The organism is Methylobacterium litchii, from assembly GCF_038442315.1.
GTDB classification, from domain to species: Bacteria; Pseudomonadota; Alphaproteobacteria; order Rhizobiales; family Beijerinckiaceae; genus Methylobacterium; species Methylobacterium litchii.
On sequence record NZ_JBBXMY010000006.1, the window covers coordinates 112,972 to 134,188 of the forward strand.

A 21,217-nucleotide genomic window follows, 5' to 3' on the forward strand; every position below is an offset into this window, starting at 1 on the left:
CTGCCGTGACCGCCTCCGCCGCCATCCCCATCAATCATGCCCGCGTGCTGCGTCTCGCGCTGCCGATGACGCTCGCCAACGTGACGACGCCGCTGCTCGGCTTCGTCGGCGCGGCGGTGATCGGCCGGCTCGGAGACGCGGCCCTGCTCGGCGCCATCTCGCTGGGCGCCGTCATCTTCGATGCGATCTTCTGGTCCTTCGGCTCGCTGCGCATGGCGACGGCGGGGCTCACCGCCCAGGCGGTCGGCGCGGGGGACCGGTCAGAGGTGGACCGCACCCTCGCCCGCGCCCTCGCGGCCGGCGCGCTCGCGGGCCTCGCCATCGCGCTGCTGCAATGGCCCCTCGGGCAGGCGGCCTTCGCGGTGAGCGGCGCGAGCCCGGCGGTGGTCGCGGCCCTGTCGGCCTACTTCCACATCCGCATCCTCTCGGCGCCCTTCGTGCTGGCGAACTACGCCCTGCTCGGCTCGGTGCTCGGCCGGGGGCGGACCGACCTCGGCCTCGTGCTGCAGGTCGCGATCAACCTCATCAACATCGCGCTCACCCTCGCCCTGGTGCTCGTGGCCGATCTCGGCATCGCGGGGGCGGGCCTGGCGGCGCTTGGCGCCGAGGCCGCCGGGCTGGTGCTCGGGCTGTTCGTGGTCTCGCGGCTAGGCTCGCGACCGTTCCGGGTGCCGCTGGCGGAAATCCGCGACGCGGCGGCGCTGAAGCGGACGCTGGCCGTGAACATCGACGTCATCCTGCGGACGCTCGCGATCATCGCGGCCATCGTTACCTTCTCGGCGCTCGGGGCACGGCAGGGCGACGTGATCCTCGCGGCGAATGCCGTCCTGTGGAATCTCGTGCTGATCGGCGGATTCTTCCTCGACGGCTTCGCTACCGCCGCCGAGACCCTGTGCGGGCAATCGGTCGGCGCACGCGACGCGGCCTCCTTTCGTACCGCCGCCTCGCTCAGCCTGCGCTGGTGCCTCGGGTTCGGACTCGCGGTGAGCCTGCTGGCGCTGACCGGCGGGGGCGCCTTCATCGATTTCGTGACGACGAACGGTCCCGTCCGCGAGGCGGCGCGGAGCTACCTGCCCCTGGCCGGGTTCGCCCCCGTCGCGGCGGCCTCGGCCTTCGCCTACGACGGCATCTTCATCGGCGCGACATGGACCCGGGCGATGCGCAACCTCATGCTCATCGCCTTAGTTGTCTTCACCATCACCGTCGCGCTGGTTCAGGCCCTGGGCCTCGGGAACACGGGGTTCTGGGTCGCCCTCATCGTGTTCCTCGCCGCGCGGGGCATCGGCCAGCGGATCGCCTATCCCGGCCTCCTGCGGCGCACCTTCGCCTGAGCTAGGCTCAGCGCGGATCCTTCCACGTGGTGGCCGTCGCGACCGTTGCCGGGCGGGGGATCGACGCCTCGGCCCGGCGCTGCGGCGCCCGGCGCGCGGAGACCACGCGACGGCTGCGGCGGACATGGCGGCGGCCGCCGCGCTCCGACGAGTTGCCGATGACGCCACCGATCACGGCCCCCGCCACGGCGCCGATGGGGCCGCCGACGAGGGCGCCCGCCACGGCGCCGGAGCCGACGCCGATGGTCGTGCGGCTCTGCGCCGAAGCGGCCTGAGGCGTCGCCAGGATACCGGCCAGCGCCAGCATCAGAAAAGTCCGTCTCATCAATAAGTCCAAAATTGCAGTGCGTTCGGCGGGCTTAGAATTGCCGACAGTGACGAAAGCACGGCCGTCGTCTGTTCTCGGGCGGGTGTCAAACCGTCCGGGCCCTCAATCGCCGATGCAAAACACCGATGCCCTGCGCGCCGCCGTCGTTTAGTGTGCGGCGCAACGCGACCACACCGGAACGGGCCACCGGCCGGGCGAAGGGTCGACCGATGAACAGCCGTGGCCGGAGGGCCGCGAGGGAAGGATGGTGCCGATGGCCACGCTGACCGATCTCCGCCTGCGCCGCAGCGTGCTCTACATGCCGGGCTCGAATCAGCGGGCGCTGGAGAAGGCCAAGTCGCTCCCCTGCGATTCCATCATCCTCGATCTGGAGGATGCGGTCGGCCCCGACGAGAAGGAGACGGCGCGCGAGCAGGTCTGCGCGGCGGTGAAGAACGGCGGCTACGGTGAGCGCGAGTTGATCATCCGCGTCAACGCGCCGCAGACGCCCTGGGGCGAGGCGGACCTGCATGCCGCCATCGAGGCCAAGCCCGACGCGATCCTGATGCCGAAGGTGTCGTCTCCCGCCGTGCTGGAGAACATCGCCGACCGGCTCGAATCCCTCGATGCGCCGGAGGATATCCGCATCTGGGCGATGATCGAGACGCCGGCCTCGATCCTCAACATTCACGACATCGCCAAGGCCCGGCGCGACCACCGCAACCGGCTCGCCTGCTTCGTTCTCGGCACCAACGACCTTTCGAAGGACACCTGGGCCAAGATCGTGCCCGGCCGCGCGCCATTCATGCCATGGATGATGACCGTCCTGGCCGCCGCCCGCTCGGAGGGCCTGACTATCCTCGACGGCGTGTTCAACGACATCTCGGACGTGGAGGGCTGCCGCGACGAGTGCCGTCAGGCGCGCGACCTCGGCTTCGACGGCAAGACGCTGATCCACCCGAGCCAGTTGGAGCCCGCCAACACCTCCTTCGCCCCCACGGAGGAGGAGGTGCGCCGGGCCAAGATGGTGATCGAGGCCTTCGAGAAGCCGGAATACGCCAAGCGCGGCGTCATCAAGCTCGAAGGCCGGCTCTACGAGCGCCAGCACCTCGCCATGAACCGCCGCGCCGTGAACTGGGCCGAGGCGATCCAGGCCAAGGGGTTCTAGGCCTCCGCCAGAGCCCGCGCGTCGCGGCCGACGAAGGCCGCGACCGACGTGCCGCCCTCGGCGCGGACCCGTTCCGCGAGGCCGCGCTTGATCCGCCCGACCAGACCCGGCCCTTCGTAGACCAGGGCGGAATAGAGCTGCACGAGGCTCGCCCCGGCGCGGATCTTCGTCCAGGCGGTCTCGGCCGAATCGACCCCGCCGACGCCTACAAGGGGGATCGCGTGCCCGACTCGCTGCCACGCCTGCGCCAGCATCCGCGTCGCCGGGACGAAGAGCGGACGGCCGGACAGACCGCCGGTCTCACGGGCGAGCGCGCCCTCGCGCAGGCTCGTGGGCCGGTCCACGGTGGTGTTCGAGACGACGAGCGTCTGAACACCCCGCCGCAGGGCGGTGGCGCAGACGGCGTCGAGGGCGTCGAGGGCCATGTCCGGGGCGATCTTCAGCAGGATCGCCGCCTCGGCGCCCGCCGCGTCGCGGGCCGCGACGACGCGGGCCAGAAGCTCGTCGAGGAAGGCTTCCCCCTGCAAATCGCGCAGGCCCGGCGTGTTCGGCGAGGACACGTTCACGGTGACGAAGGCGACATGCGGCACCAACGCCGCCGTGCAGGCGGCGTAGTCGGTGAGGCGGTCGGTCGAGTCCTTGTTCGCCCCGATGTTGACCCCGACGAGACCGGGTCGCCCGGCCCGCGCCTTCAGCCGCGCGGCGACCACGTCCAGCCCCTCGCTGTTGAGGCCGAAGCGGTTGATCACCGCCCGGTCGGCGGGCAGCCGGAAGACACGGGGCTTGGGATTGCCCGGCTGCGGCCGGGGCACGACGCCGCCAACCTCCACGAACCCGAAACCGAGCCCGAGCAGGGCATCCGGCACCCGCGCGCCCTTGTCGAAACCGGCCGCGAGGCCGACCGGGTTCGGGAAGCGCCGGCCGAGGACATCGACCGCAAGGCAGGGATCGTCGGGCGCGGGCGAGCCGGCCGGCAGCGCCGCGAGGGCGCGAATCGTCAGGTCGTGGGCGCGCTCGGCGTCGAGGCGGTGCAGCAGGGGCCGCACCAGGGGGAAGGCCGCGTCGATCATTGCGGGGGGATCCCCTCCGGGAAGCTGTGGCGCCCATTCTGGCCGAGGGGCATCTCCTCGACCGAGACCACCGCCGACAGCGGCAGGTCGCCGTAGAGATGCGGGAACAGGTCGCCGCCGCGCGAGGCTTCGTAGCGCAGGGCCTCGCCCAGCCGGTCGCCCTCGACCGCGACGAGGAGGAGGTCGTCCTGCCCGGCGAAGTGGCGGGCGGCGGTCTCGGCCACCTGCGCGGCGGTAGAGAAATGGATGAACCCGTCCGCGACATCCACCGGCGCGCCGGTGAAGCGGCCCAGCCGCTCGGCGTCCCGCCACAGGGCGCGCGGACAGATCTTGTAGATGAGCGGCATGGTCAGGTCCCTCGTGGGCGTCGGATAGGGCCAGCCCCGTTCGGCGGCAACAGCCGAAAGCACGGAATCCAGTCTTTCTGAACGGTCACTTGAGTCTCGATTGCAATCGGCGCGGTATAGTTCTAGTTTCCTAGAATTAGGCTGCGCGTCTCAGCCATGCCGGCTATCGGATTGTATCCGGCGCGGAACAGGCGGGCCGAGGTCTCCGGACCGTTTTGACCAGACTCGGCGGGTCGCATGCTGTCGCACGAACAGATTTGGAACGCCATCGACCGCCTCGCCGAGCGCCATGGCTATTCCGCCTCCGGGCTCGCCCGCAAGGCCGGGCTCGATGCCACGAGCTTCAACCGCTCGAAGCGAGTCGGTGCGGACGGGCGCAAGCGCTGGCCCTCCACCGAATCAATCTCGAAGGTTCTGGCCGCCACCGGGGCGAGCCTGGATGAATTCCTTCGGCTCATCGAGGCCCGCGCCGTGCCGGCCCGGACGATGGTGCCGCTGATCGGCCTCACGCAGGCCGGCTCCGGCCGGGTGTTCACCGACGATGGCATGCCGACCGGCGGGCCGGGCTGGGAGGAGATCGAGTTCCCCGACCTCGGCGAGGAGCGCGCCTTCGCGCTGGAGGTGCAGGGCGATTCGATGAATCCCCTGTTCCGCGACGGCGACGTGCTCATCGTCTCGCCCACCGCGAGCGTGCGGAAGGGCGACCGGGTCGTCGTGCGGCTGCATGGCGGCGAGGTCCTGGCGAAGGAGCTGCGGCGGCGCACCGCGCGAACCGTCGAACTCGCGTCTCTGAACCCGGAGCATGCCGACCGGGTGCTCAACATCGGCGAGATCGCCTGGATGGCCCGCGTCATGTGGGTCCGCCAGTAAGGATCGCCCGCTCTTGGCCGGGCCGGCGGCAGAGGCTATCGCTCCGGCAGGCGAGGACGTTTTGGCGAAGGCGGGGATGGCGCAGCGCGACACGGATCCCGGCGAGGCCGCACGCACGGTGCTCGCCGCCCTGCCGACCCCGAGCCTCACCCTCGCTGCGGACGGCACGATCCTATGGACCAACCCGGCCTTCGACGCCCTCACCGGGCACGGGCCGTCGGCGCTTGCGGGCCAGGGGCTGGAGGCGCTCGCCTGCCCCGGCAACGCCGCCGCCGACGCCACCCTCGACGCGCCGCAGGAATTCCTGGCCCGCCGGGCGGACGGCGCGACCTTCTGGGCAAGCCTGACGCTGGCGCCCTTCGCGGAGGGCGGCCGAAAGATCGGCCAGATCCTCGACGTGACGGCCCGTCACGAGGCGGAGGCCGCCCTCGCCCTCTCCCGCCAGCGGGAGGCCCTGGGGCTCCTGACGAACAGCGTCGCCCACGAGTTCAACAACTTCCTGCAGATCCTGATCGGCTACATCGACGGGTTGAAGCGCCGCCTCGGCGACCGGCAGGAACCGTTCATCCAGCGGGCGATCTCCCGCTCGGCCGACGCCACCGAGCGGGCCGCGATCCTCACCCGGCAATTGCTCGCCTATTCCCGGCGCATCGCGCCCGATGTCCGCCCCGTGGACCTCGACGCGCTTATGGCCGATCTCGGCGGGCGGCTCGCGACCGACCTACCGCCGGGGATCCGCCTCGCCATCGAGCAGACCCCCGGCCTGCCGCGGGCGATCACCAACCCGACGCAGATCGAGTTCGCCCTACGGCACCTCGTGGCCAATGCCTGCGAGGCCATGCCGGACGGGGGCACGCTGACGCTCTCGACCTTCCGCATCGAACCCGGCGACCGCTCGCTGCAATATCCCGGCGCCGGGGCGGTGGGGATCGTGGTGGGCGATACGGGGCAGGGCATGTCGCCAGAAATGCTGGCGCGGGCGCTCGCCCCGTTCCAGACCAGCCGGGAAGCGGGGAGGGGCGCGGGCCTCGCCATCGTCCACGGTTTGATGAAGCGCCAGAACGGCACCATCTCCCTCGACAGCGAACCCGGCGGGGGCACGCGCGTGCGCCTCGTCCTGCCGGCGGCGCCGGAACGGACCCTGCACTGACGCGGTGAACTGCGCAGCTTGCGGAGTGACGGACTAAAATCCCCGCCCATCCGTTCCCATATGATCACTGGCGGCTTCGTCGCCGGTTCGTCTTCAGAGGCGTTTCATGTCGACCATCCAATCGCGCAGCCGGCGCAAGGCGGCCCTCCTGGCGCTCGCCGCGGCGCTGACCGTCGCGGCCCCGATCGCCGAGGCTCGGCCCGGCGGCGGCGGATCCATGGGTTCGCGCGGCTCGCGCACCTACACCGCGCCCTCGGCCACGCCGACCGCCCCCGGCGGCGGCATGACCATGCAGCGCAGCCAGACCTCGCCTTCGCCGGGCATGACCAATCCCGGCATGCAGCCCTCCGGGCGGCGGTTCGGCGGCGGCTTCTTCGCGGGCCTGCTCGGCGCCGGCCTGCTGGGCGCCCTGCTCGGCGGCGGCTTCTTCGGTGGCCTCGGCGGCCTCGCCTCCATGATCGGCCTCCTGTTCCAGGTCGGCCTGCTCGTGGTCGTCGTGATGCTGGTGATGCGGTTCTTCCGCCGCCGCAACGCCGAGCCGGCCGCCGCCAGCTATGCCCGCACCGGCCCGAACCCCGGCAACGGGGGGCCCATGGGCGGTCCGATGGGCGGCCCGACGGGCGGTCGGGCCGGTGGTCCGATGGGTGGCATGGCCGCCGGCCCGATGGGCGGCACGCCGCGCCAGCCGCAGATGCGTCAGGTGCAGATCGGCCCGAACGACTTCCAGGCGTTCGAGCGGCTGCTCGGCGACATCCAGGACGCGTATTCCCGCGAGGACCGCGTGACCCTGTCGAACCTCTCGACCCCCGAGATGGTCGGGTACTTCGATGAGGAGTTGCAGGGCAACGCCTCGCGCGGTGTCGTGAACCGCATCTCGGACGTGAAGCTCCTGCAGGGCGACCTCGCGGAGAGCTGGGGCGAGGACCGCACCGACTACGCCACCGTCGCCATGCGCTACGCCCTGAAGGACGTGACCATGGAGCGGGGCAGCGGCCGGATCGTCGCCAACGGCGACCCGGAGGCGACGGAGCTCTGGACGTTCCAGCGTCAGCCCGGCCGGGGCTGGATCCTCTCGGCGATCCAGCAGACCACCCGCTAAGGTCCCGACAGGCCGGCGCCCCTCAGGCGCCGGCCTTTTTTCTGTCCGCGTCCCAGGCGTTGGCGAGGGCGACGAAGCCCTCCACCGGGATCTCCTCCGCCCGCGCCGTCTCCACGATGCCCACCGCGTCGAGCAGGGGCGACGGATCGGGGATGAGCGCCTTGAGGCTCTGGCGCAGCATCTTCCGCCGCTGCCCGAACGCCGCCCGCGTCACCGCCTCCAGCGCGCCCGCCCGGCAGGGCAGGGGCACCGCGCGGGGCACAAGTCGCACCACGCTCGACGTCACCTTGGGCGGCGGCACGAAGGCCGAGGGCGCCACGTCGAACAGGATCGACGCCTCCGTCCGCCAGCCGCACAGCACCCCGAGCCGCCCGTAATCCGCCCGCTCCTCCGGCGTGGCGACGATGCGCTCGGCCACCTCCCGCTGGAACATCAGCACCGCGCTGTCCCACCACGCGGGCCACGCCTCGCCGGAGAGCCATCCGGTCAGCAGCGCCGTGCCGACATTGTAGGGAAGGTTCGCCACGATCCGCGCCTTGCCGTTGCCGACGACGGGCCGAGGATCGAAGGCGAGGGCGTCGGCGTCGATCACCTCAAGCCGGCCGGGATAATGCGCGGCGATCTCGGCGAGCGCCGGCAGGGCACGCGGATCGCGCTCGATCGCCACGACACGCGCCGCCCCCTCCGCCAACAGGGCGCGGGTGAGCCCGCCGGGACCGGGGCCGACCTCCACCACCGTCACCCCGTCGAGGGGCCCGGCGGCACGGGCGATGCGGCCGGTGAGGTTGAGGTCGTAGAGGAAGTTCTGGCCGAGCGCCTTCTTCGGTTCGAGGCCGTGGCGCGCCACCACCTCCCGCAGAGGCGGCAGCCCGTCGGATGCGCTCACAATTCGTCCTCGGGATCGAAATGGTTGGTGCCCGGCGGACGCTGCCGCCCGGCATAGACGCTCGTGGGATGGGCCGGGTCCCGCGCGAATCGGGGGACCGTACCGGCCAGCCGCTTGGCGAGGCGGATCGCGGCGATGAGGCTGTCCGGCCGGGCGATGCCCTGCCCGGCAATGTCGAAGGCGGTGCCGTGGTCCGGCGAGGTCCGCACGAAGGGCAGGCCGAGGGTGACGTTCACCCCGTCATCGAAGGCGATGGTCTTGATCGGGATCAGCGCCTGATCGTGGGTCGGGGCGAGGGCGACGTCGTAAGTCGCCCGGGCGCGGGCATGGAACAGCGTGTCGGCGGGCAGCGGCCCCCGGATGTCGATGCCCTCGGCGCGCAACCGCGCCACGGCGGGCGCCAGCACGTCCCGGTCCTCGTGGCCCATCGTGCCGGCCTCCCCCGCATGGGGGTTCAGCCCCGCGAGGACGAGGCGCGGCTCGGGCAGGCCGAACCGCTCGCGCAGGTCGCGGGCGACGATGCGCGCGGTCTCCTCCACGAGGTCCTGGGTGAGCAGGTCCGGCACGTCGCGCAAGGGGACGTGGATCGTCACCGGCACGACGGCCAGCGTCTCGCTCCAGATCATCATCACCGGCCGGGGCGGCGTGACGCCCGGCGGCACCGCGAGTGCCGCCAGGAACTCCGTGTGGCCGGGATGGGCGAAGCCCGCGCGGGTGAGGACGTGCTTGGCGATGGGGTTCGTCACCACCGCCGAGGCACGCCCGGCCTTCACCAGCCCTACGGCGGCGCTGATCGATTCGATCACCGCGCCCGCATAGCCGGAATCGGGCACACCGGGGGTCGCCTCTACCGTGGCGCCGCTCGGCAACGGGACGACGGGCAGGGCGCGGGGGAACACCTCGGTCGCGGTCTCGGGATCGACTTCCGCCACGGGAACGAGACGGCCGAGGCGCAGGGCGAGGCGTTCGAGGAAGGCGGGATCGCCCAGCACGAAGAAGGGCGGCAGCGGGTCCGGGCCGCCGCGTTCGAGCCACGCGGCGAGCGCCAGTTCCGGACCGATCCCGGCGGGATCGCCGAGGGTGAGGGCGAGGGAAGCCATGGCGCTCTATACCGCGCCCCGCGCCGCCCGCGCCATCATCGCGCGGAGGCGATACCGTCCGCCGTGGTCGCGATGCCGACGTTCTGGCGCAGATCCGCCTCACCCAGTGTCTTCAACTCGACCCGGAGCAGCACCGTCTGGTTGCGCTCGCGGACGCCGGTCGCCGTGGCGATGGGCGAGTTGATGTAGTTGAGCGTGACGGTGGTGCACTCATCCTGATAGCCGCCGCCGAAGCTCGCCCCGGCGAAGTAGAACCGGCCGGGATTCTCGTAGAGCGGCGCCGAGCCGATCGGGTTGGCGAGGTAGCCCGCCAGGGCGTCGGTGTAGGTATTGCGCACGTCGAGGTAGTGGGTCAGGTCGAGCAGCATCGAGCCCGAGACGAACCAGTTCGGCGTGATGTTGTAGGTGGCCGAGGCCGTCACGCCCTCGCGGTAGTGGCTGTAGCCCAGCAGCGGCTGCGCCTCATAGTACGAGTAGAACAGCGAGGTCGTGAGCGGCACGAACGGGGCGAAGCGAGCCGTGACGCCCGTCTCGAACCGCGCGACGTGGAAGTCCGACTGGTTGAACCGCGCCCGTGTGATGAACGTGATGTTCTGGTTCGGCGACAGCTGGAAGCGGCCGACATAATCCGACAGCGTCTTGTCGAGGCCGGATTCGAGACCGGTGTTGGCGAGGTCGCCCCGGCGGAAGGAGTTCACGCCGGCAAGCTGGATCGACTCACCGAACATGACGTTCGCGTACCAGCCCGAGGGCGTGACGACGGAGTACTGGCCGCCGAGATTGGTGCGGACACCGCCCTCGACGCGGTCGTAGCCGGAGAACTTGTCCCACTCGAACAGCGACGTGTCGTCGAAGACGAGACTCTGCGCGTCCTCGTTCGGCAGGCGGCCGATCTTGGTCTCGGAGGGGCGCAGCAGAAGCTGGCCGATGGGCTCCAGGGTGTGGACGCCGAGCCCGCCGAAATTCGCGACGAACGGATAGCGGTAATCGAGGCCGACCGTCGGCATCACCCGGCCCGACACGCCGTCATCGATCCGCGCCACCGAGGGGGCGAGGTCGTTCTGGTAGCCTGACAGGTTCGGGTTCACGAAGAACGCGTCCGCCCGCAGCGAGGCGAAGGGCGTGAACTTCTGCCCGTAATCGTCGATGAAGCTGCGCCGCCAGGTCAACTGCGCCGAGGCGCGGGTGTTCTGCCCGGCCAGCCCCTGGATCAGGCAGGCGCCACGCACGAACACCGCGCAGGTCTGGTACAGCGGAAAGCTGATGCCGTTGATGCTCGGCGAGAACTGGTAGGTCGTGGTGCGCGGCAGGCCCTGGTACTGGGTCACGTCGCGGTCGAGGCTGGTGATGTTCGCCTGGAAGCGCAGCTCGCCGCCGATCTCGGACGGGCCGTTGATGCGCTTGTCGTAGTCGATGACCGGCGCGACGATGGGCTGCTGCTTCTGCCAGTCGAAGCTCGACAGACCTTTGAAGTAGTAGCCGCGCGCGTCGAAATACGAGCGGTCGCCCTGGCCGGTCAGGTAGGCCGTAGACACCGCCTCGCGGAAGAAGTCCGTGGTGATCGACTGATTGCGGATGCGGTAGTTGTCGAGGAACCACTTGTCGGTGACGCCGACGACATCCCAGCCCGTGCGCCAGCGCTCGTTGATGTAGAACCGGCCCTGGCTCTCGATGGAGCCCCGGAAGTCGCGATCGCCCGCGCCGAGGGGGCTCGGCAGGAAGGCCGAGGGCGTCGTCTGCGAGATGCCCGACAGGCGCAGGGAGTAGAAGCCGTTATCCAGGCGGTGGCGGAACTCGGCCTGCCCGAGCACGCCCTGGCGGCTCAGCAGGGTCGGCGTCAGCGTCAGGTCGTAGTTCGGCGCGAAATTGATGAAGTACGGCAGCGACACGCCCCGGCCGAGGGCCGTGGTCGAGATGAAGCGCGGCGTCAGGAAGCCGGTCTTGCGGCGCTCGCTCGGGTCCGGCGCCTCGAAATAGGGCAGGTAGACCACCGGGATGCCCGCGATCTCGAGGGTCGATTCCTCGAAGTAGATCGTGTGCGTCTCGTTGTTGTGGATGATCTTCTGCGCTTTGATCTGCCACAGCGGCGGCTTCTCGGGCGCGTTCTTGCACGGCTCGCAGGCGGTATAGCTGCCGTAGTCGAAGGAGGTCTGCTCGCCGTTCACCCGCTCGCCGCGCGGCGCCGAGAAGCGCACCCGCACGGTCTCGTTCTTCCGCTCGACGGATTGCTGCACCCGGAGCGAGTCCACGAAGCCGGTCTTGAAATCGTCGGTGAGCTCCATGCGCTCGCCGGTCACGACGCCGCCGTCGGACTCGGTGAGGCGGACGTTGCCCTCGGCGAAGACGCGGCCGGTGCCGCGATCATAGCGCACGCGGTCGGCCTGCAGGGTCCGGGGGCCGTAATGCAGCTCCGCGTTGCCGCGGGCCGTCACCGTGTTGCGGTCGTTGTCGTAGACGAGCTCGTTCGCCTCGACGAGCAGCTTCTCGCCCGGCTTGCCTTTGGGCGCGGGAATGCTCTGGGCGTGCCCGCTCGATACGGGCAGCACCGCGACCGTCAGAGCCACCGCGAGACCGGCGCTCCGCAGGATGTCGGCGACCTTACGCAACGCCAGTCCCAACTCCTGTGACGACTTCCGCCACGACACTCACACTCGTCTCCCGACCCACGGGGCCGCAGGCTTCAGCCGTCCTCTTGGTACAGAAGCGCGAGCGTACCGAGAAGACTTCCTACCACCGCCGGGAACCAGGCAGCCACAGGTGTTGCAACCAAACCCGAGGCGCCGAGCCCTTCCATGATCTGGCGCACCACGTACAGGGTGAACCCCGCCGCGACGCCCCCGAGGACGAGTTTTCCAACGCCACCAAAGCGGAAGAACCGTAACGAAACGGTTGCGGCGACGAGAACCATCGCCACGAACAGAATCGGCCTCGCCCACAGGACATCGTACTGCAGCCGGTACCGGGTCGCATCCAGCCCCGCCCGCTCGGTCTGTGCGATGGTCGCGGGCAGTTGCCAGAAGGGCACAGATTCCGGGCTGGTGAAGCGCTGCCGCACCCGCTCCGGCTGGAGGTTCGACGCGATGAGGTAGGTGCCGAAGCTCTCCGGCGGCGCGTCCGGCCGCATGATGCGGGCGTCGGTCAGCTCCCAGAATCCGTCGTGCAGAATCGCACGCGCCGCGACGATCTGCGAGGTGAACTCGCCGTGATCGTCGAAGGTGAACACGCCGACCCCCGCCAGCGTGGTGGTGCCCTCGATCGCCGTCTCGGCGCGGATGATGGCCTCGCCGTCGATGCTCTTCTGGCGCAGCCACAGGTCCTTGCCCGAGGACGCCTTGGTGGATTTGGCGAAGATCTTCGCCTCGATCTCGGTGGAGCGCTGCTTCAGCATGGCCGAGACAGGGTTGTAGACCCCCACCGCCACCGCCCCAAGGGCGAGGGCCACGAACAGGCCCGGTTGCAGGAACTGCCACGCGGAGATGCCGGCGGCGCGGGCCACCACCAGCTCCAGCTTCCGCGACAGTTGCAGCATCGCCGCCATGGAGCCGAACAGCACGGCAAAGGGCAGCACGCCCTCCGCGACGGTGGGCGTTCGGTAGAGCGACAGCTGCGCCATCAGCCCCGGCGAGGCCCCCTGCGCCTCGCCCGCCCGGCGCAGGAGCTCCACGAAGTCGAGGGTGTAAACCAGGGCAAAGACGGTGATGAACACGCCGAGCACCGTGCGGGCGAAGCGCGCGGCGAAGTAGCGTCCGAGGGTGGGGCCGATTAGCATCGCGGGACGCTACTGCGCGGGGGCGAGGCGGGGAGGGCGCAGCCGCCCCCGCACGAACCGGGCCAGGCCGGCGTTGAAGGCCCGCACCCGTGGCCCCTGGAAGATCACGAGGCTCGACAGGAGGATCGCGAGGAGCGGCACGCCGTAGATCGCCACCACCGCGCCGGTGCTGCGCGCGGCCGCGCTGACGGCGGCGAACCCGCCGATGCGCAGGGCCACCACCGCGACGATGGCCCCGGCGATGGCGAGCCCCCGCCCCTGGCGGGTGGTGCGCGGGTCGCCGAGCGCGGCGAAGGCGATGAAGACCAGCGCCAGCGGATAGAGCGCCGCCGAGAGCCGGTCGTGCAACTCGGCCCGGAAGCGGCCCTTCTGCAATTGGTAATAGGCTTCGCTGCGATCGGGGAACAGGAGCTGCGCCGTCGAGCGCTCGCGCGGCTTGTAGATCGTGTCCGAGTCCGGCGGCGCGAAGGCGGCGAGGTCGATCGTGTAGCGGTCGAATTTCAGGACAGAGGAATCCCGGCTGTCCTTCTGCTGCTGCAGCACGGTGCCGTGTTCGAGGATCAGGTAGCTCTGCCCGTCGATGTCGACAGCGTTGCCCTTGTCCGCGAGGTAGACCTTGGTCTTGCCCGCCTCGCGCTTGTCCTGGATGAACAGCCCTTCGAGCACGCCCCCCGGCCCACGCTGGCGGAAGTGGAAGGTGATGCCGTTGTCGAGCTGGGTGAACTGGCCTTCCTTCACCACGTTGGCGATGAAATCGCCGCGCACGCGGGTGATGACGTCGCGCAGTTCCTGGAAGCTCGCGGGCATCACCACGATCACCACCACGCCGACGAGGAAGCTGACGCTGAGCGCGAGCGTCACGAAGGGCCGCAGCAGCGCGCGCGGCGGCATCCCGGCCGCCGACATCACGATCAGCTCGGAATCGCCGTTCAGCTTGTTCAGAGCGTAGATCGTCCCGATGAACAGGGCCACGGGCGCGATCACCACGACCAGCGTCGGCAGCGACAGCGCCGTCACGAACAGGAAGACGAGCAGCGTCTGCCCCTTGGCCGTCACGAGGTCGAGCTCGCGCAAGGCCTGGGTGACCCAGATCGTCCCGGTCAGGCCCAGCAGACAGGCCAGCGTGCCGCCTGCCGCGATCCGGAAGATGTAGCGTTCGACCTGCCTCATCGTCTGAGAGGCCTACTCCCTGGTTCGCTCCCCTGCCAGCGGCATGACGGGATAAGTGGGGCGATTCCAGGGCTCTCGCGCCGCGTTGCGTTCTGCGTCTCAACGGCTACACAGGTGAGATTGCGCATCGCGGCCGGCGTTCCACGGCCGAGGCGGCGGGATGGCTCCAAGCATGACGGACAAGATCGACATCGCCTTCGGGTCCCTCGGCCAGGGTGGCCAGGGCGACCTCGTGGTGTTCGTAGGCGACGACCTCGCTCTGGGGGGCCCGGCGCGGGATGCCCTCGGCGGGTCCGGCGCGGACCTCGTGGCCAAGGCGGCGGCCTCCGAGAAGTTCAAGGGCCGCTCCCTCTCGGCGCTCATGCTGCCGGCCCCGGCGGGCGTCTCCGCCGACCGGCTCGTGGTGGTCGGCCTCGGCAGTGAGGCGGATCGCGGCAAGCTCGATTGGCCGGCGCTCGGCGGCTTCACCGCCGCGAAGGTGTCCGGCCGCACGGCGCGGATCGTCTTCGACCTGCCGGGCGTCGCGACGGGGCCGGAACAGGCCGCCGCCTTCGCCCTCGGGGCGCGGCTGCGCAACTACACCTTCGACCGCTACAAGACGAAGAAGAAGCCCGACGCCGAGGACAAGGCCGGCACGAGCCTGACCATCCTCGTCGCCGACCAGGCCGCCGCCGCCCGCGAGGCCGAGACGGCGCGCGGCCTCGCCGACAGCGTCATCCTCGCCCGCGACCTCGTGAACGAGCCGCCGAACGTCCTCTTCCCCGAGGAATTCGCCAAGCGCGCCAGCGAATTGAGCAAGCTCGGCGTCGAGATCGAAGTCCTCGACCTCGCCCGCCTGCGCGAGATCGGCATGGGCGCCCTCCTCGCCGTGGCCCAAGGCTCGGGGCGCGAGCCGCGCGTGGTCATCATGCGCTGGAACGGCGGCGCGTCCGGCGAGGCACCCGTCGCCTTCATCGGCAAAGGCGTCGTGTTCGATTCGGGCGGCGTTTCGATCAAGCCGGGCGCCGGCATGGAGGACATGAAGGGCGACATGGGCGGCGCCGCCGCCGTGGTCGGCGCGATGCACGCGCTCGCCTCGCGCAAGGCCCGCTGCAACGTCATCGGCGCCATCGGCCTCGTGGAGAACATGCCCGACGGCGGCGCCTACCGCCCGTCCGACATCCTCACCTCCCTGTCCGGCCAGACCATCGAGGTCATCAACACCGACGCCGAGGGCCGCTTGGTCCTCGCCGACGTCATCACGCACATCGTCCGCACGGCCAAGCCGAAGGCAATGATCGACCTCGCGACGCTGACGGGCGCCATCATCGTGGCGCTGGGCCAGGACATCGCCGGGATGTTCTCGAACGACGACACGCTCGCGCAGAACATCCACGCGGCGGGCGAGGCGACCGGCGAGGCGGTGTGGCGGATGCCGCTCATCCCCGCCTACGACAAGGCCATCGACTCGAAGTTCGCGGACATGAAGAACACCGGCGGGCGCCACGGCGGCGCGGCGACGGCGGCGTCCTTCATCAAGCGCTACGTCGAGGACACGCCCTGGGCGCATCTCGATATCGCGGGCGTGGCCATGTCCTCGACCTCGAACGAGATCAACAAGAGCTGGGGCGCCGGCTGGGGCGTGCGCCTGCTCGACCGGCTGATCCGCGACCATTACGAGGCGCGCTGACCGGCTGGGAGTTGCTTCCGTGGCGGGCGATGCCTTCCTCGACGTGGTCGGATCGGGCTTCGCGCCCGTTCGGTCGCCGGCCCCACGCCACGCGGCCCCGCGCGGGATCTGGGCGGGGCAGGGCGTCGTGGCCGCCGTCCCGGTCGCGGCGGCGCTCGTTGCGCTGGCCCTCGTCGCCGCGAGCGGCCTGAGCCGCCGCTCGGGCCTGCCGGAGGCGCTGGAACCCTACGCCTACGGCTACTTCCTCGACCGCTATCCGCTCTTCGCCTTCGCCCTCGTCTATGGCGCGGCGCGGATCGTCGCCGCCGCCGCCGGGCCGGGACCGGCTGGGCCGGTGCGGCGGGTCGTCTTCGCCCTCCTGGGGCTCGGTGCGCTGGCCATGGCGGGGCTCTATCCGACCTTCGGGGGCCTGACCCTGCGGGGCGGCTACGCCACCGGCAGCATGGCCTTCCTGACCGGGCAGCCCCTCTGGCTCGCCTACGCCCTCGGTGCCGCCGTCGCGGCCTCGATGGTCGGCGGGATCGTCGGCGTCGCCGTCATCGCCGCGAGCCGTCCCCTCCGCCCGCGCTGGCGGCGGATCGGCTGGGGCGCCCTGTCCTTCGTGGCATTGTGGTTCGGTGCAGGGGTCATCGGCCTCGCAAAGACGTTCGGCTTCGGCCCCTGGCCGGCACGGGCCATGACGGCGAGCGAAGCCGGGCTCGCGGCCGGGCTGCTGCTCGTGGCGATGGCACCGCACAGCCTGCTCGTCGCGTTACGCCGTCGCCGCGCTGTCGCCTGAGGCCAGCTTGCGCGCGTCTTCCGCTTCGCCCACAGTTCCGGGTGAGGGGGCGGGATTGACGGCCGCAAGAGCCGCACCTGCGGGAGAAACGCCATGAATGCCAGCGTGACCATGAACCGCGATGCGGTCGGCGCGCCGGGCGGCTCGGCCACGCGGCCGTGGCTCGCCGCCTATCCGCCGGGCATGCCGGCCGAGATCGACGTCGCCAGCCTGAAGACCCTGCCGGAGCTGTTCGCGCACAGCATCGCCACCTTCCCCGACAGGCCGGCGGCGACATGCTTCGGCTCGGACCTGACCTATGCCGAACTGGGCCGGCAGGCGCGGGCGCTCGCCGCCTACCTTCAGGCCGATGGCGTCGCCAAGGGCGACCGGGTGGCGATCATGCTGCCGAACGTGCCGAGCTACGTGGTCGCCATCGTCGCGGTGCATCTCGCCGGGGCGGTCGTCGTCAACATCAACCCGCTTTACACGAGCCGCGAGATGGCGGCGCAGGTGTCCGATTCCGGCGCTCGCGTGCTGATCGTGCTGGAGAACTTCGCTCACACCGTCGCGGGCGCCCTCGACGAGATCGACCTGCGCCGGGTGATCGTCGCCGGGCCCGGAGACGGGCTCGGGGTGAAGGGGCAGGCGATCAACCTCGCCAGCCGCCACCTGCGGAAAGCCGTGCCGGCCTTCACGCTGCCCGACGGGATGGCCGTGCGCTACGGCGCTGCCGTGAAGACCCGTGCCACCCTGCGCCCGGTGCCCGTCGCCCCGGACGACCTCGCCTTCCTGCAATATACCGGCGGCACGACCGGCGTCGCCAAGGGGGCGATGCTCACCCACCGCAACGTCTCGGCCAATGTCGAGCAATGCGTGACGTGGTTCGAATCGACCGATACGAGCCGGCTTCGGGTCACGGTCACGGCCCTGCCGCTCTACCATATCTTCGCGCTGACGGCCTGTTTCCTGTTCGCCGTGCGAACCGGCGGCAGCTGCCTGCTGATCCCGAACCCGCGCGACTGCGACGGCTTCGTGAAGACGCTCTCGCGCACGCGCTTCACCGGGCTCGCCGGGGTGAACACCCTGTTCAACATGCTGGTGAACCACCCGAAGATCGGCACGGTGGATTTCTCCCACCTCGATTTCGTCATCGGCGGCGGCACCGCCGTGCAGAGCGCCGTCGCCGCGCAATGGAAGGCGCTGACGGGCAAGGCGATCGTGGAGGGCTACGGCCTGTCCGAGACCTCCCCCGTCCTCTGCGCCAACCCCTACGCGCTCCAGGATTTCAGCGGCACCATCGGCTACCCGCTGCCCTCGACGGACGTCTCGATCCGCGACGGGGACGGCGAGCCGTTGCCCCCCGGCGAGCGCGGCGAACTCTGCGCGCAGGGTCCGCAGGTGATGAGCGGCTACTGGAACCGGCCGGACGAGACCGAGCGGGTGATGACCCAGGACGGCTATTTCCGCACGGGCGACATCGCGGTGATGGATGAGGGGGGGCAGGTCCGCATCGTGGACCGGCTCAAGGACATGATCCTGGTCTCCGGCTTCAACGTCTATCCGAACGAGGTCGAGGACGTGATGGCCTCGCACCCGGCCGTGCTCGAATGCGCTGTGGTCGGAACGCCCTATGCCGAGACCGGCGAGATGGTGGTGGCCCACGTCGTCCTGAAGGACCCGAGCGTCACGAAAGACGCCCTGCGCGCCTACGCCCGCACGCAGCTCACCGGCTACAAGGTGCCCCGCACGGTGGTGCTGCACGATGCCCTGCCGAAGACCAATGTCGGCAAGGTGCTGCGGCGGGTCCTGCGCGACGAGACACCGCCGGCACCGGACGCGACGTAACCTCGCGGGCCTCCTCGCCGAATGGTGAGGTGGGCCGGCTTGTCCGGCCCACGTTCCGGCCCGATCTCCCGTTACGAGATCGCGGCACGAGGCAGGGAGAAAACCATGTTGATCAGGCGCCATCGCGGGTGGGAAATCCCCGAATCCCAAGCCACGCCTGAGACGATATTCCTCAACCGCCGCAGCCTGATCGGCGGCGCGGCGGGTCTGGCGGCGGGTTCGCTCATTGGCGGGCGGGCTTTCGCGGCGGGCGACGCCGGCGCCTACCCGGCCCCGCGCAACGACGCCTACACCCTCGACCGCGCGGTGACGCCCGAGCGCTTCAGCGGCGACTACAACAACTTTTACGAATTCGGCATGTCCAAGACTGTCCTTCCGGCCGCCAACGCGCTGAAGACCTCGCCTTGGACGGTGAAGATCGACGGGCTCGTGGAAAAGCCGTTCGAGATCGGCGTCGATGACCTGATCAAGAAGATCGGGCTCGAAGAGCGCCTGTACCGCCACCGCTGCGTCGAGGCGTGGTCGATGGCGGTGCCGTGGACCGGCTTCCCGCTCTCGAAGCTCGTGGCCTTGGCCAAGCCGACCTCCGGCGCGAAATACGTGCGCTTCGAGACCTTCATGGACAAGGCGATGGCGCCGGGCCAGCGGGTCTTCTACTACCCCTGGCCCTACATCGAGGGCCTGACCATGGCCGAAGCCGGCAACGACCTGCCCTTCGTCGTGACCGGCATCTACGGCAAGCCCCTGCCGAACCAGTTCGGCGCGCCGATCCGCATCGCGGTGCCGTGGAAGTACGGCTTCAAGTCCGCGAAATCGATCGTGAAGATGTCCTTCACGGCCGACCGGCCCAAGACCTTCTGGGAGGGGCTGCAGGCCTCCGAATACGGTTTCTGGGCCAACGTGAACCCGGCCGTACCGCATCCCCGGTGGAGCCAGGCGAGCGAGCGGGTGCTCGGCACCGACCAGCGCGTCCCCACGCTGATCTACAACGGCTACGGCGAGCAGGTGGCGGGGCTCTACAAGGGCATGGAGGGCGAGCGGCTGTTCGTCTAGCCGCCCGCCTCCGGGCTCACATCTCCAGGCAGATCTTCCCGAAGTGGCGGTTGCTCTCCTGGTGCTCGAACGCCTCGACCATGGCGTCGAGGGGGTAGCGGCTGTCGATGACCGGCCTCATGCCGTTGGCATCGATGGCCCGCACCCCTGTACCAGCACCGTGTCCCCCGCCTTCACCTTCCCGTCGTCGTGGAGTGCCCGCCACGCGGTCAGGCCGGCGGTGGTGAGCGTCGCCGCCTCGGCATGGTCCCAACCGGCCGGGGCATGGGTGAAGGCCGTCGCCGGGGCGGTGATCGCCTCGCGGGCATAGCCATCGACCCCGTCGCCCGGAACGGTCGCGAAGCCGACGACGTCGGGCTGTCCGTCGAGCCAGGTCGGGAAGAAGGTGCTGACCACCGCGAAGTCGTGGTCGTTCAGCGAACTCGCTCGAACCCGCCGCCGGCCCCGACGACGAGCGCTTTCGTCATCCCGCCCATACTCACCTCCCGGTTGCATCCGCGACCGGGACATAGCGCAGCCTCCCCGCCAGAGGATGCCGGCCGGACCGCCAATCGATGAGGGCTCGGCAACGCCAAGTTGCGATTGGTATGGTTAACCAACCGGGGGTTGCAGCTTCCGCAAAATTCCGCGCGGTTATGCGTTCAATAGGTCCAGCGTTGGGCTTTCTGGACGAGGAAGTCGCGGAACGCCTGCACCCTGGCCACGGAGCGCATCTCCTCGGCATAGACGAGGTAGCTCTCCAGCGTCGGCATGTCGGTTTCCCGCAGCACCTGCACGAGGTTGTCGTCCCCATCGACGGCATAATCGGGCAGGATGCCGATGCCGGCACCGGCCTCCATCGCCCGCTGCAGAGCGCCGATGTTGTTCACCGTCAGGTGGACCGGCCGCCGCTCACGCCCGTCGCGCCCGGCATCGGCCAGCCAATGCGCCGCCAGCAAATAGGACGGCTCGTTGCCGCCGAAGGAGACGATGCGGTGCTCGTCGAGATCCTGCACGGTCTTCGGCTCGCCGAACCGCTTCACGTAATCCTGGCTGGCGAAGGCGTGGTAATGCACCGTGAACAGCCGCCGCTGGATCAGGTCCGGCTGGGCGGGACGGCGCATCCGAATCGCCACGTCGGCCTCGCGCATCGCGAGGTCCAGCTCCTCGTTGGTGAGGATCATCTCGATCCGCACATCCGGATAGAGGTCGAGGAATTCGCCCACCCGCTGGGACAGCCACGACACGCCGAGGCCGACCGTCGTCGTCACCTTGAGGTCGCCGGTCGGGCGCTCCGACGTCTCGACAAGGCGCGCCCGGGTGTTCTCCAGGCGCAGCTTCATGTCCTTGGCGGCGCGGAACAGCAGATCGCCCTGCTCGGTGAGGATCAGCCCGCGGGCATGCCGGTGGAACAGCGGCGCCTTCAGCTCCCGTTCGAGGGCGCTGATCTGGCGGCTCACCGCCGATTGGCTCAGCCCGATATCGTCCCCGGCCTTCGTGAAGCTGCCCGCCTCGGCGACGTTCAGGAAGATACGAATCTTGTCCCAGTCCAACGCCAGAACTCCCGGTCGTGCTGCGCCGCGGAGCCCGATGACCCGCTTCGGCTGGGCGGAAGCTGCCTCCGTGCCCTCGACCGACAACGCC

The 21,217-nt window shown here is 70.1% G+C and carries 19 protein-coding genes and 1 pseudogene; 9 read left to right on the forward strand and 11 right to left on the reverse strand.

All coding sequences use genetic code 11. From position 1 onward, the window contains the following. The first annotated feature begins 65 nt into the window (after nt 1-65). On the forward strand, nt 66-1,331 hold the full coding sequence (locus tag AAHF99_RS13260) for an MATE family efflux transporter (protein ID WP_342165010.1): 1,266 nt from the start codon (nt 66-68) through the stop codon (nt 1,329-1,331). 7 nt (nt 1,332-1,338) lie between these two features. Here AAHF99_RS13260 and AAHF99_RS13265 read toward each other — a convergent pair whose 3' ends face one another. Then, nucleotides 1,339-1,656, reverse strand: coding sequence for a hypothetical protein (locus tag AAHF99_RS13265; protein WP_342164826.1), 318 nt, complete (start codon nt 1,654-1,656; stop codon nt 1,339-1,341). A 256-nt stretch (nt 1,657-1,912) separates the two neighbouring features. Between AAHF99_RS13265 and AAHF99_RS13270 the strand changes: the two genes are divergently transcribed. Then, nucleotides 1,913-2,806: an HpcH/HpaI aldolase/citrate lyase family protein gene (locus AAHF99_RS13270; RefSeq protein ID WP_342164827.1), complete on the forward strand. Its 894-nt coding sequence runs from the start codon at nt 1,913-1,915 to the stop codon at nt 2,804-2,806. Here AAHF99_RS13270 and AAHF99_RS13275 read toward each other — a convergent pair. Together AAHF99_RS13275 and AAHF99_RS13280 are read right to left on the reverse strand one after the other, a co-directional pair. Next, on the reverse strand, nt 2,803-3,876 hold the full coding sequence (locus tag AAHF99_RS13275; RefSeq protein WP_342164828.1) for a quinone-dependent dihydroorotate dehydrogenase: 1,074 nt from the start codon (nt 3,874-3,876) through the stop codon (nt 2,803-2,805). The two genes, AAHF99_RS13270 and AAHF99_RS13275, sit on opposite strands and share 4 nt — an antisense overlap. Beyond that, nucleotides 3,873-4,223: a DUF952 domain-containing protein gene (locus AAHF99_RS13280; protein WP_342164829.1), complete on the reverse strand. Its 351-nt coding sequence runs from the start codon at nt 4,221-4,223 to the stop codon at nt 3,873-3,875. The genes AAHF99_RS13275 and AAHF99_RS13280 overlap by 4 nt, the downstream gene beginning before the upstream one ends. Before the next feature lie 237 nt (nt 4,224-4,460). Between AAHF99_RS13280 and AAHF99_RS13285 the strand changes: the two genes are divergently transcribed. The 3 genes from AAHF99_RS13285 (at nt 4,461) to AAHF99_RS13295 (ending at nt 7,342) form a co-directional block, all read left to right on the forward strand. Continuing rightward, nucleotides 4,461-5,093 (forward strand): S24 family peptidase, encoded by a 633-nt coding sequence (locus tag AAHF99_RS13285; protein WP_243954011.1) that lies wholly within the window; start codon nt 4,461-4,463, stop codon nt 5,091-5,093. Between the two features lie 76 nt (nt 5,094-5,169). Continuing rightward, complete coding sequence (locus AAHF99_RS13290) at nt 5,170-6,243, forward strand: two-component system sensor histidine kinase NtrB (protein WP_342164830.1); 1,074 nt, start codon at nt 5,170-5,172, stop codon at nt 6,241-6,243. 106 nt (nt 6,244-6,349) lie between these two features. Continuing rightward, nucleotides 6,350-7,342, forward strand: coding sequence for a TIM44-like domain-containing protein (locus tag AAHF99_RS13295; protein WP_342164831.1), 993 nt, complete (start codon nt 6,350-6,352; stop codon nt 7,340-7,342). Between the two features lie 22 nt (nt 7,343-7,364). Here AAHF99_RS13295 and rsmA read toward each other — a convergent pair whose 3' ends face one another. From rsmA to lptF, 5 genes are all read right to left on the reverse strand, one after another. After that, the gene (rsmA, locus tag AAHF99_RS13300; RefSeq protein ID WP_342164832.1) at nt 7,365-8,228 is read right to left on the reverse strand and encodes a 16S rRNA (adenine(1518)-N(6)/adenine(1519)-N(6))-dimethyltransferase RsmA; all 864 of its coding nucleotides are present in this window, start codon (nt 8,226-8,228) and stop codon (nt 7,365-7,367) included. Further along, the gene (pdxA, locus tag AAHF99_RS13305; RefSeq protein WP_342164833.1) at nt 8,225-9,328 is read right to left on the reverse strand and encodes a 4-hydroxythreonine-4-phosphate dehydrogenase PdxA; all 1,104 of its coding nucleotides are present in this window, start codon (nt 9,326-9,328) and stop codon (nt 8,225-8,227) included. The genes rsmA and pdxA overlap by 4 nt, the downstream gene beginning before the upstream one ends. A 35-nt stretch (nt 9,329-9,363) precedes the next feature. Then, on the reverse strand, nt 9,364-11,934 hold the full coding sequence (locus AAHF99_RS13310) for an LPS-assembly protein LptD (RefSeq protein ID WP_342164835.1): 2,571 nt from the start codon (nt 11,932-11,934) through the stop codon (nt 9,364-9,366). Between the two features lie 74 nt (nt 11,935-12,008). After that, nucleotides 12,009-13,097, reverse strand: coding sequence for an LPS export ABC transporter permease LptG (gene lptG, locus AAHF99_RS13315; protein ID WP_342164836.1), 1,089 nt, complete (start codon nt 13,095-13,097; stop codon nt 12,009-12,011). 9 nt (nt 13,098-13,106) lie between these two features. Further along, nucleotides 13,107-14,267: an LPS export ABC transporter permease LptF gene (gene lptF / locus AAHF99_RS13320; RefSeq protein WP_342164837.1), complete on the reverse strand. Its 1,161-nt coding sequence runs from the start codon at nt 14,265-14,267 to the stop codon at nt 13,107-13,109. Between the two features lie 172 nt (nt 14,268-14,439). Here lptF and AAHF99_RS13325 point away from each other — a divergent pair, with 172 nt between their 5' ends. The 4 genes from AAHF99_RS13325 to msrP all read left to right on the forward strand — a co-directional run bounded on the left by AAHF99_RS13325 (nt 14,440) and on the right by msrP (nt 19,594). After that, nucleotides 14,440-15,936 (forward strand): leucyl aminopeptidase, encoded by a 1,497-nt coding sequence (locus AAHF99_RS13325; protein WP_342164838.1) that lies wholly within the window; start codon nt 14,440-14,442, stop codon nt 15,934-15,936. A 19-nt stretch (nt 15,937-15,955) separates the two neighbouring features. Beyond that, a complete protein-coding gene (locus tag AAHF99_RS13330; protein ID WP_342164839.1) occupies nt 15,956-16,714 on the forward strand; it encodes a hypothetical protein in 759 nt (252 codons plus the stop codon). Between the two features lie 93 nt (nt 16,715-16,807). Next, a complete protein-coding gene (locus tag AAHF99_RS13335) occupies nt 16,808-18,541 on the forward strand; it encodes an AMP-binding protein (protein WP_342164840.1) in 1,734 nt (577 codons plus the stop codon). Between the two features lie 105 nt (nt 18,542-18,646). Continuing rightward, nucleotides 18,647-19,594, forward strand: coding sequence for a protein-methionine-sulfoxide reductase catalytic subunit MsrP (gene msrP, locus AAHF99_RS13340; RefSeq protein ID WP_342164841.1), 948 nt, complete (start codon nt 18,647-18,649; stop codon nt 19,592-19,594). A 16-nt stretch (nt 19,595-19,610) separates the two neighbouring features. Here msrP and AAHF99_RS13345 read toward each other — a convergent pair whose 3' ends face one another. The 3 genes and pseudogenes from AAHF99_RS13345 to AAHF99_RS13355 all read right to left on the reverse strand — a co-directional run bounded on the left by AAHF99_RS13345 (nt 19,611) and on the right by AAHF99_RS13355 (nt 21,126). Further along, entirely contained in the window at nt 19,611-19,715 is a 105-nt protein-coding gene (locus AAHF99_RS13345) for a zinc-binding dehydrogenase (RefSeq protein ID WP_342164842.1), read from the reverse strand. Nucleotides 19,716-19,732: 17 nt separating this feature from the next. Continuing rightward, nucleotides 19,733-20,089 (reverse strand): annotated as a pseudogene (locus AAHF99_RS13350) (NAD(P)-dependent alcohol dehydrogenase); the annotation flags it as partial. A gap of 146 nt (nt 20,090-20,235) precedes the next feature. Next, nucleotides 20,236-21,126, reverse strand: a complete 891-nt coding sequence (locus AAHF99_RS13355; protein WP_342164844.1) for a LysR family transcriptional regulator — start codon at nt 21,124-21,126, stop codon at nt 20,236-20,238. Nucleotides 21,127-21,217 lie beyond the last annotated feature (91 nt).

Bases quoted from the DNA above. Each gene is read 5' to 3' on its own strand.
- AAHF99_RS13260 (WP_342165010.1), top strand. From the start codon at position 66: ATGACGCTCGCCAACGTGACGACGCCGCTGCTCGGCTTCGTCGGCGCG.
- AAHF99_RS13265 (WP_342164826.1), bottom strand. From the start codon at position 1,656: ATGAGACGGACTTTTCTGATGCTGGCGCTGGCCGGTATCCTGGCGACG.
- AAHF99_RS13270 (WP_342164827.1), top strand. From the start codon at position 1,913: ATGGCCACGCTGACCGATCTCCGCCTGCGCCGCAGCGTGCTCTACATG.
- AAHF99_RS13275 (WP_342164828.1), bottom strand. From the start codon at position 3,876: ATGATCGACGCGGCCTTCCCCCTGGTGCGGCCCCTGCTGCACCGCCTC.
- AAHF99_RS13280 (WP_342164829.1), bottom strand. From the start codon at position 4,223: ATGCCGCTCATCTACAAGATCTGTCCGCGCGCCCTGTGGCGGGACGCC.
- AAHF99_RS13285 (WP_243954011.1), top strand. From the start codon at position 4,461: ATGCTGTCGCACGAACAGATTTGGAACGCCATCGACCGCCTCGCCGAG.
- AAHF99_RS13290 (WP_342164830.1), top strand. From the start codon at position 5,170: ATGGCGCAGCGCGACACGGATCCCGGCGAGGCCGCACGCACGGTGCTC.
- AAHF99_RS13295 (WP_342164831.1), top strand. From the start codon at position 6,350: ATGTCGACCATCCAATCGCGCAGCCGGCGCAAGGCGGCCCTCCTGGCG.
- pdxA (WP_342164833.1), bottom strand. From the start codon at position 9,328: ATGGCTTCCCTCGCCCTCACCCTCGGCGATCCCGCCGGGATCGGTCCG.
- lptG (WP_342164836.1), bottom strand. From the start codon at position 13,097: ATGCTAATCGGCCCCACCCTCGGACGCTACTTCGCCGCGCGCTTCGCC.
- lptF (WP_342164837.1), bottom strand. From the start codon at position 14,267: ATGAGGCAGGTCGAACGCTACATCTTCCGGATCGCGGCAGGCGGCACG.
- AAHF99_RS13325 (WP_342164838.1), top strand. From the start codon at position 14,440: ATGACGGACAAGATCGACATCGCCTTCGGGTCCCTCGGCCAGGGTGGC.
- AAHF99_RS13335 (WP_342164840.1), top strand. From the start codon at position 16,808: ATGAATGCCAGCGTGACCATGAACCGCGATGCGGTCGGCGCGCCGGGC.
- msrP (WP_342164841.1), top strand. From the start codon at position 18,647: ATGTTGATCAGGCGCCATCGCGGGTGGGAAATCCCCGAATCCCAAGCC.
- AAHF99_RS13345 (WP_342164842.1), bottom strand. From the start codon at position 19,715: ATGAGGCCGGTCATCGACAGCCGCTACCCCCTCGACGCCATGGTCGAG.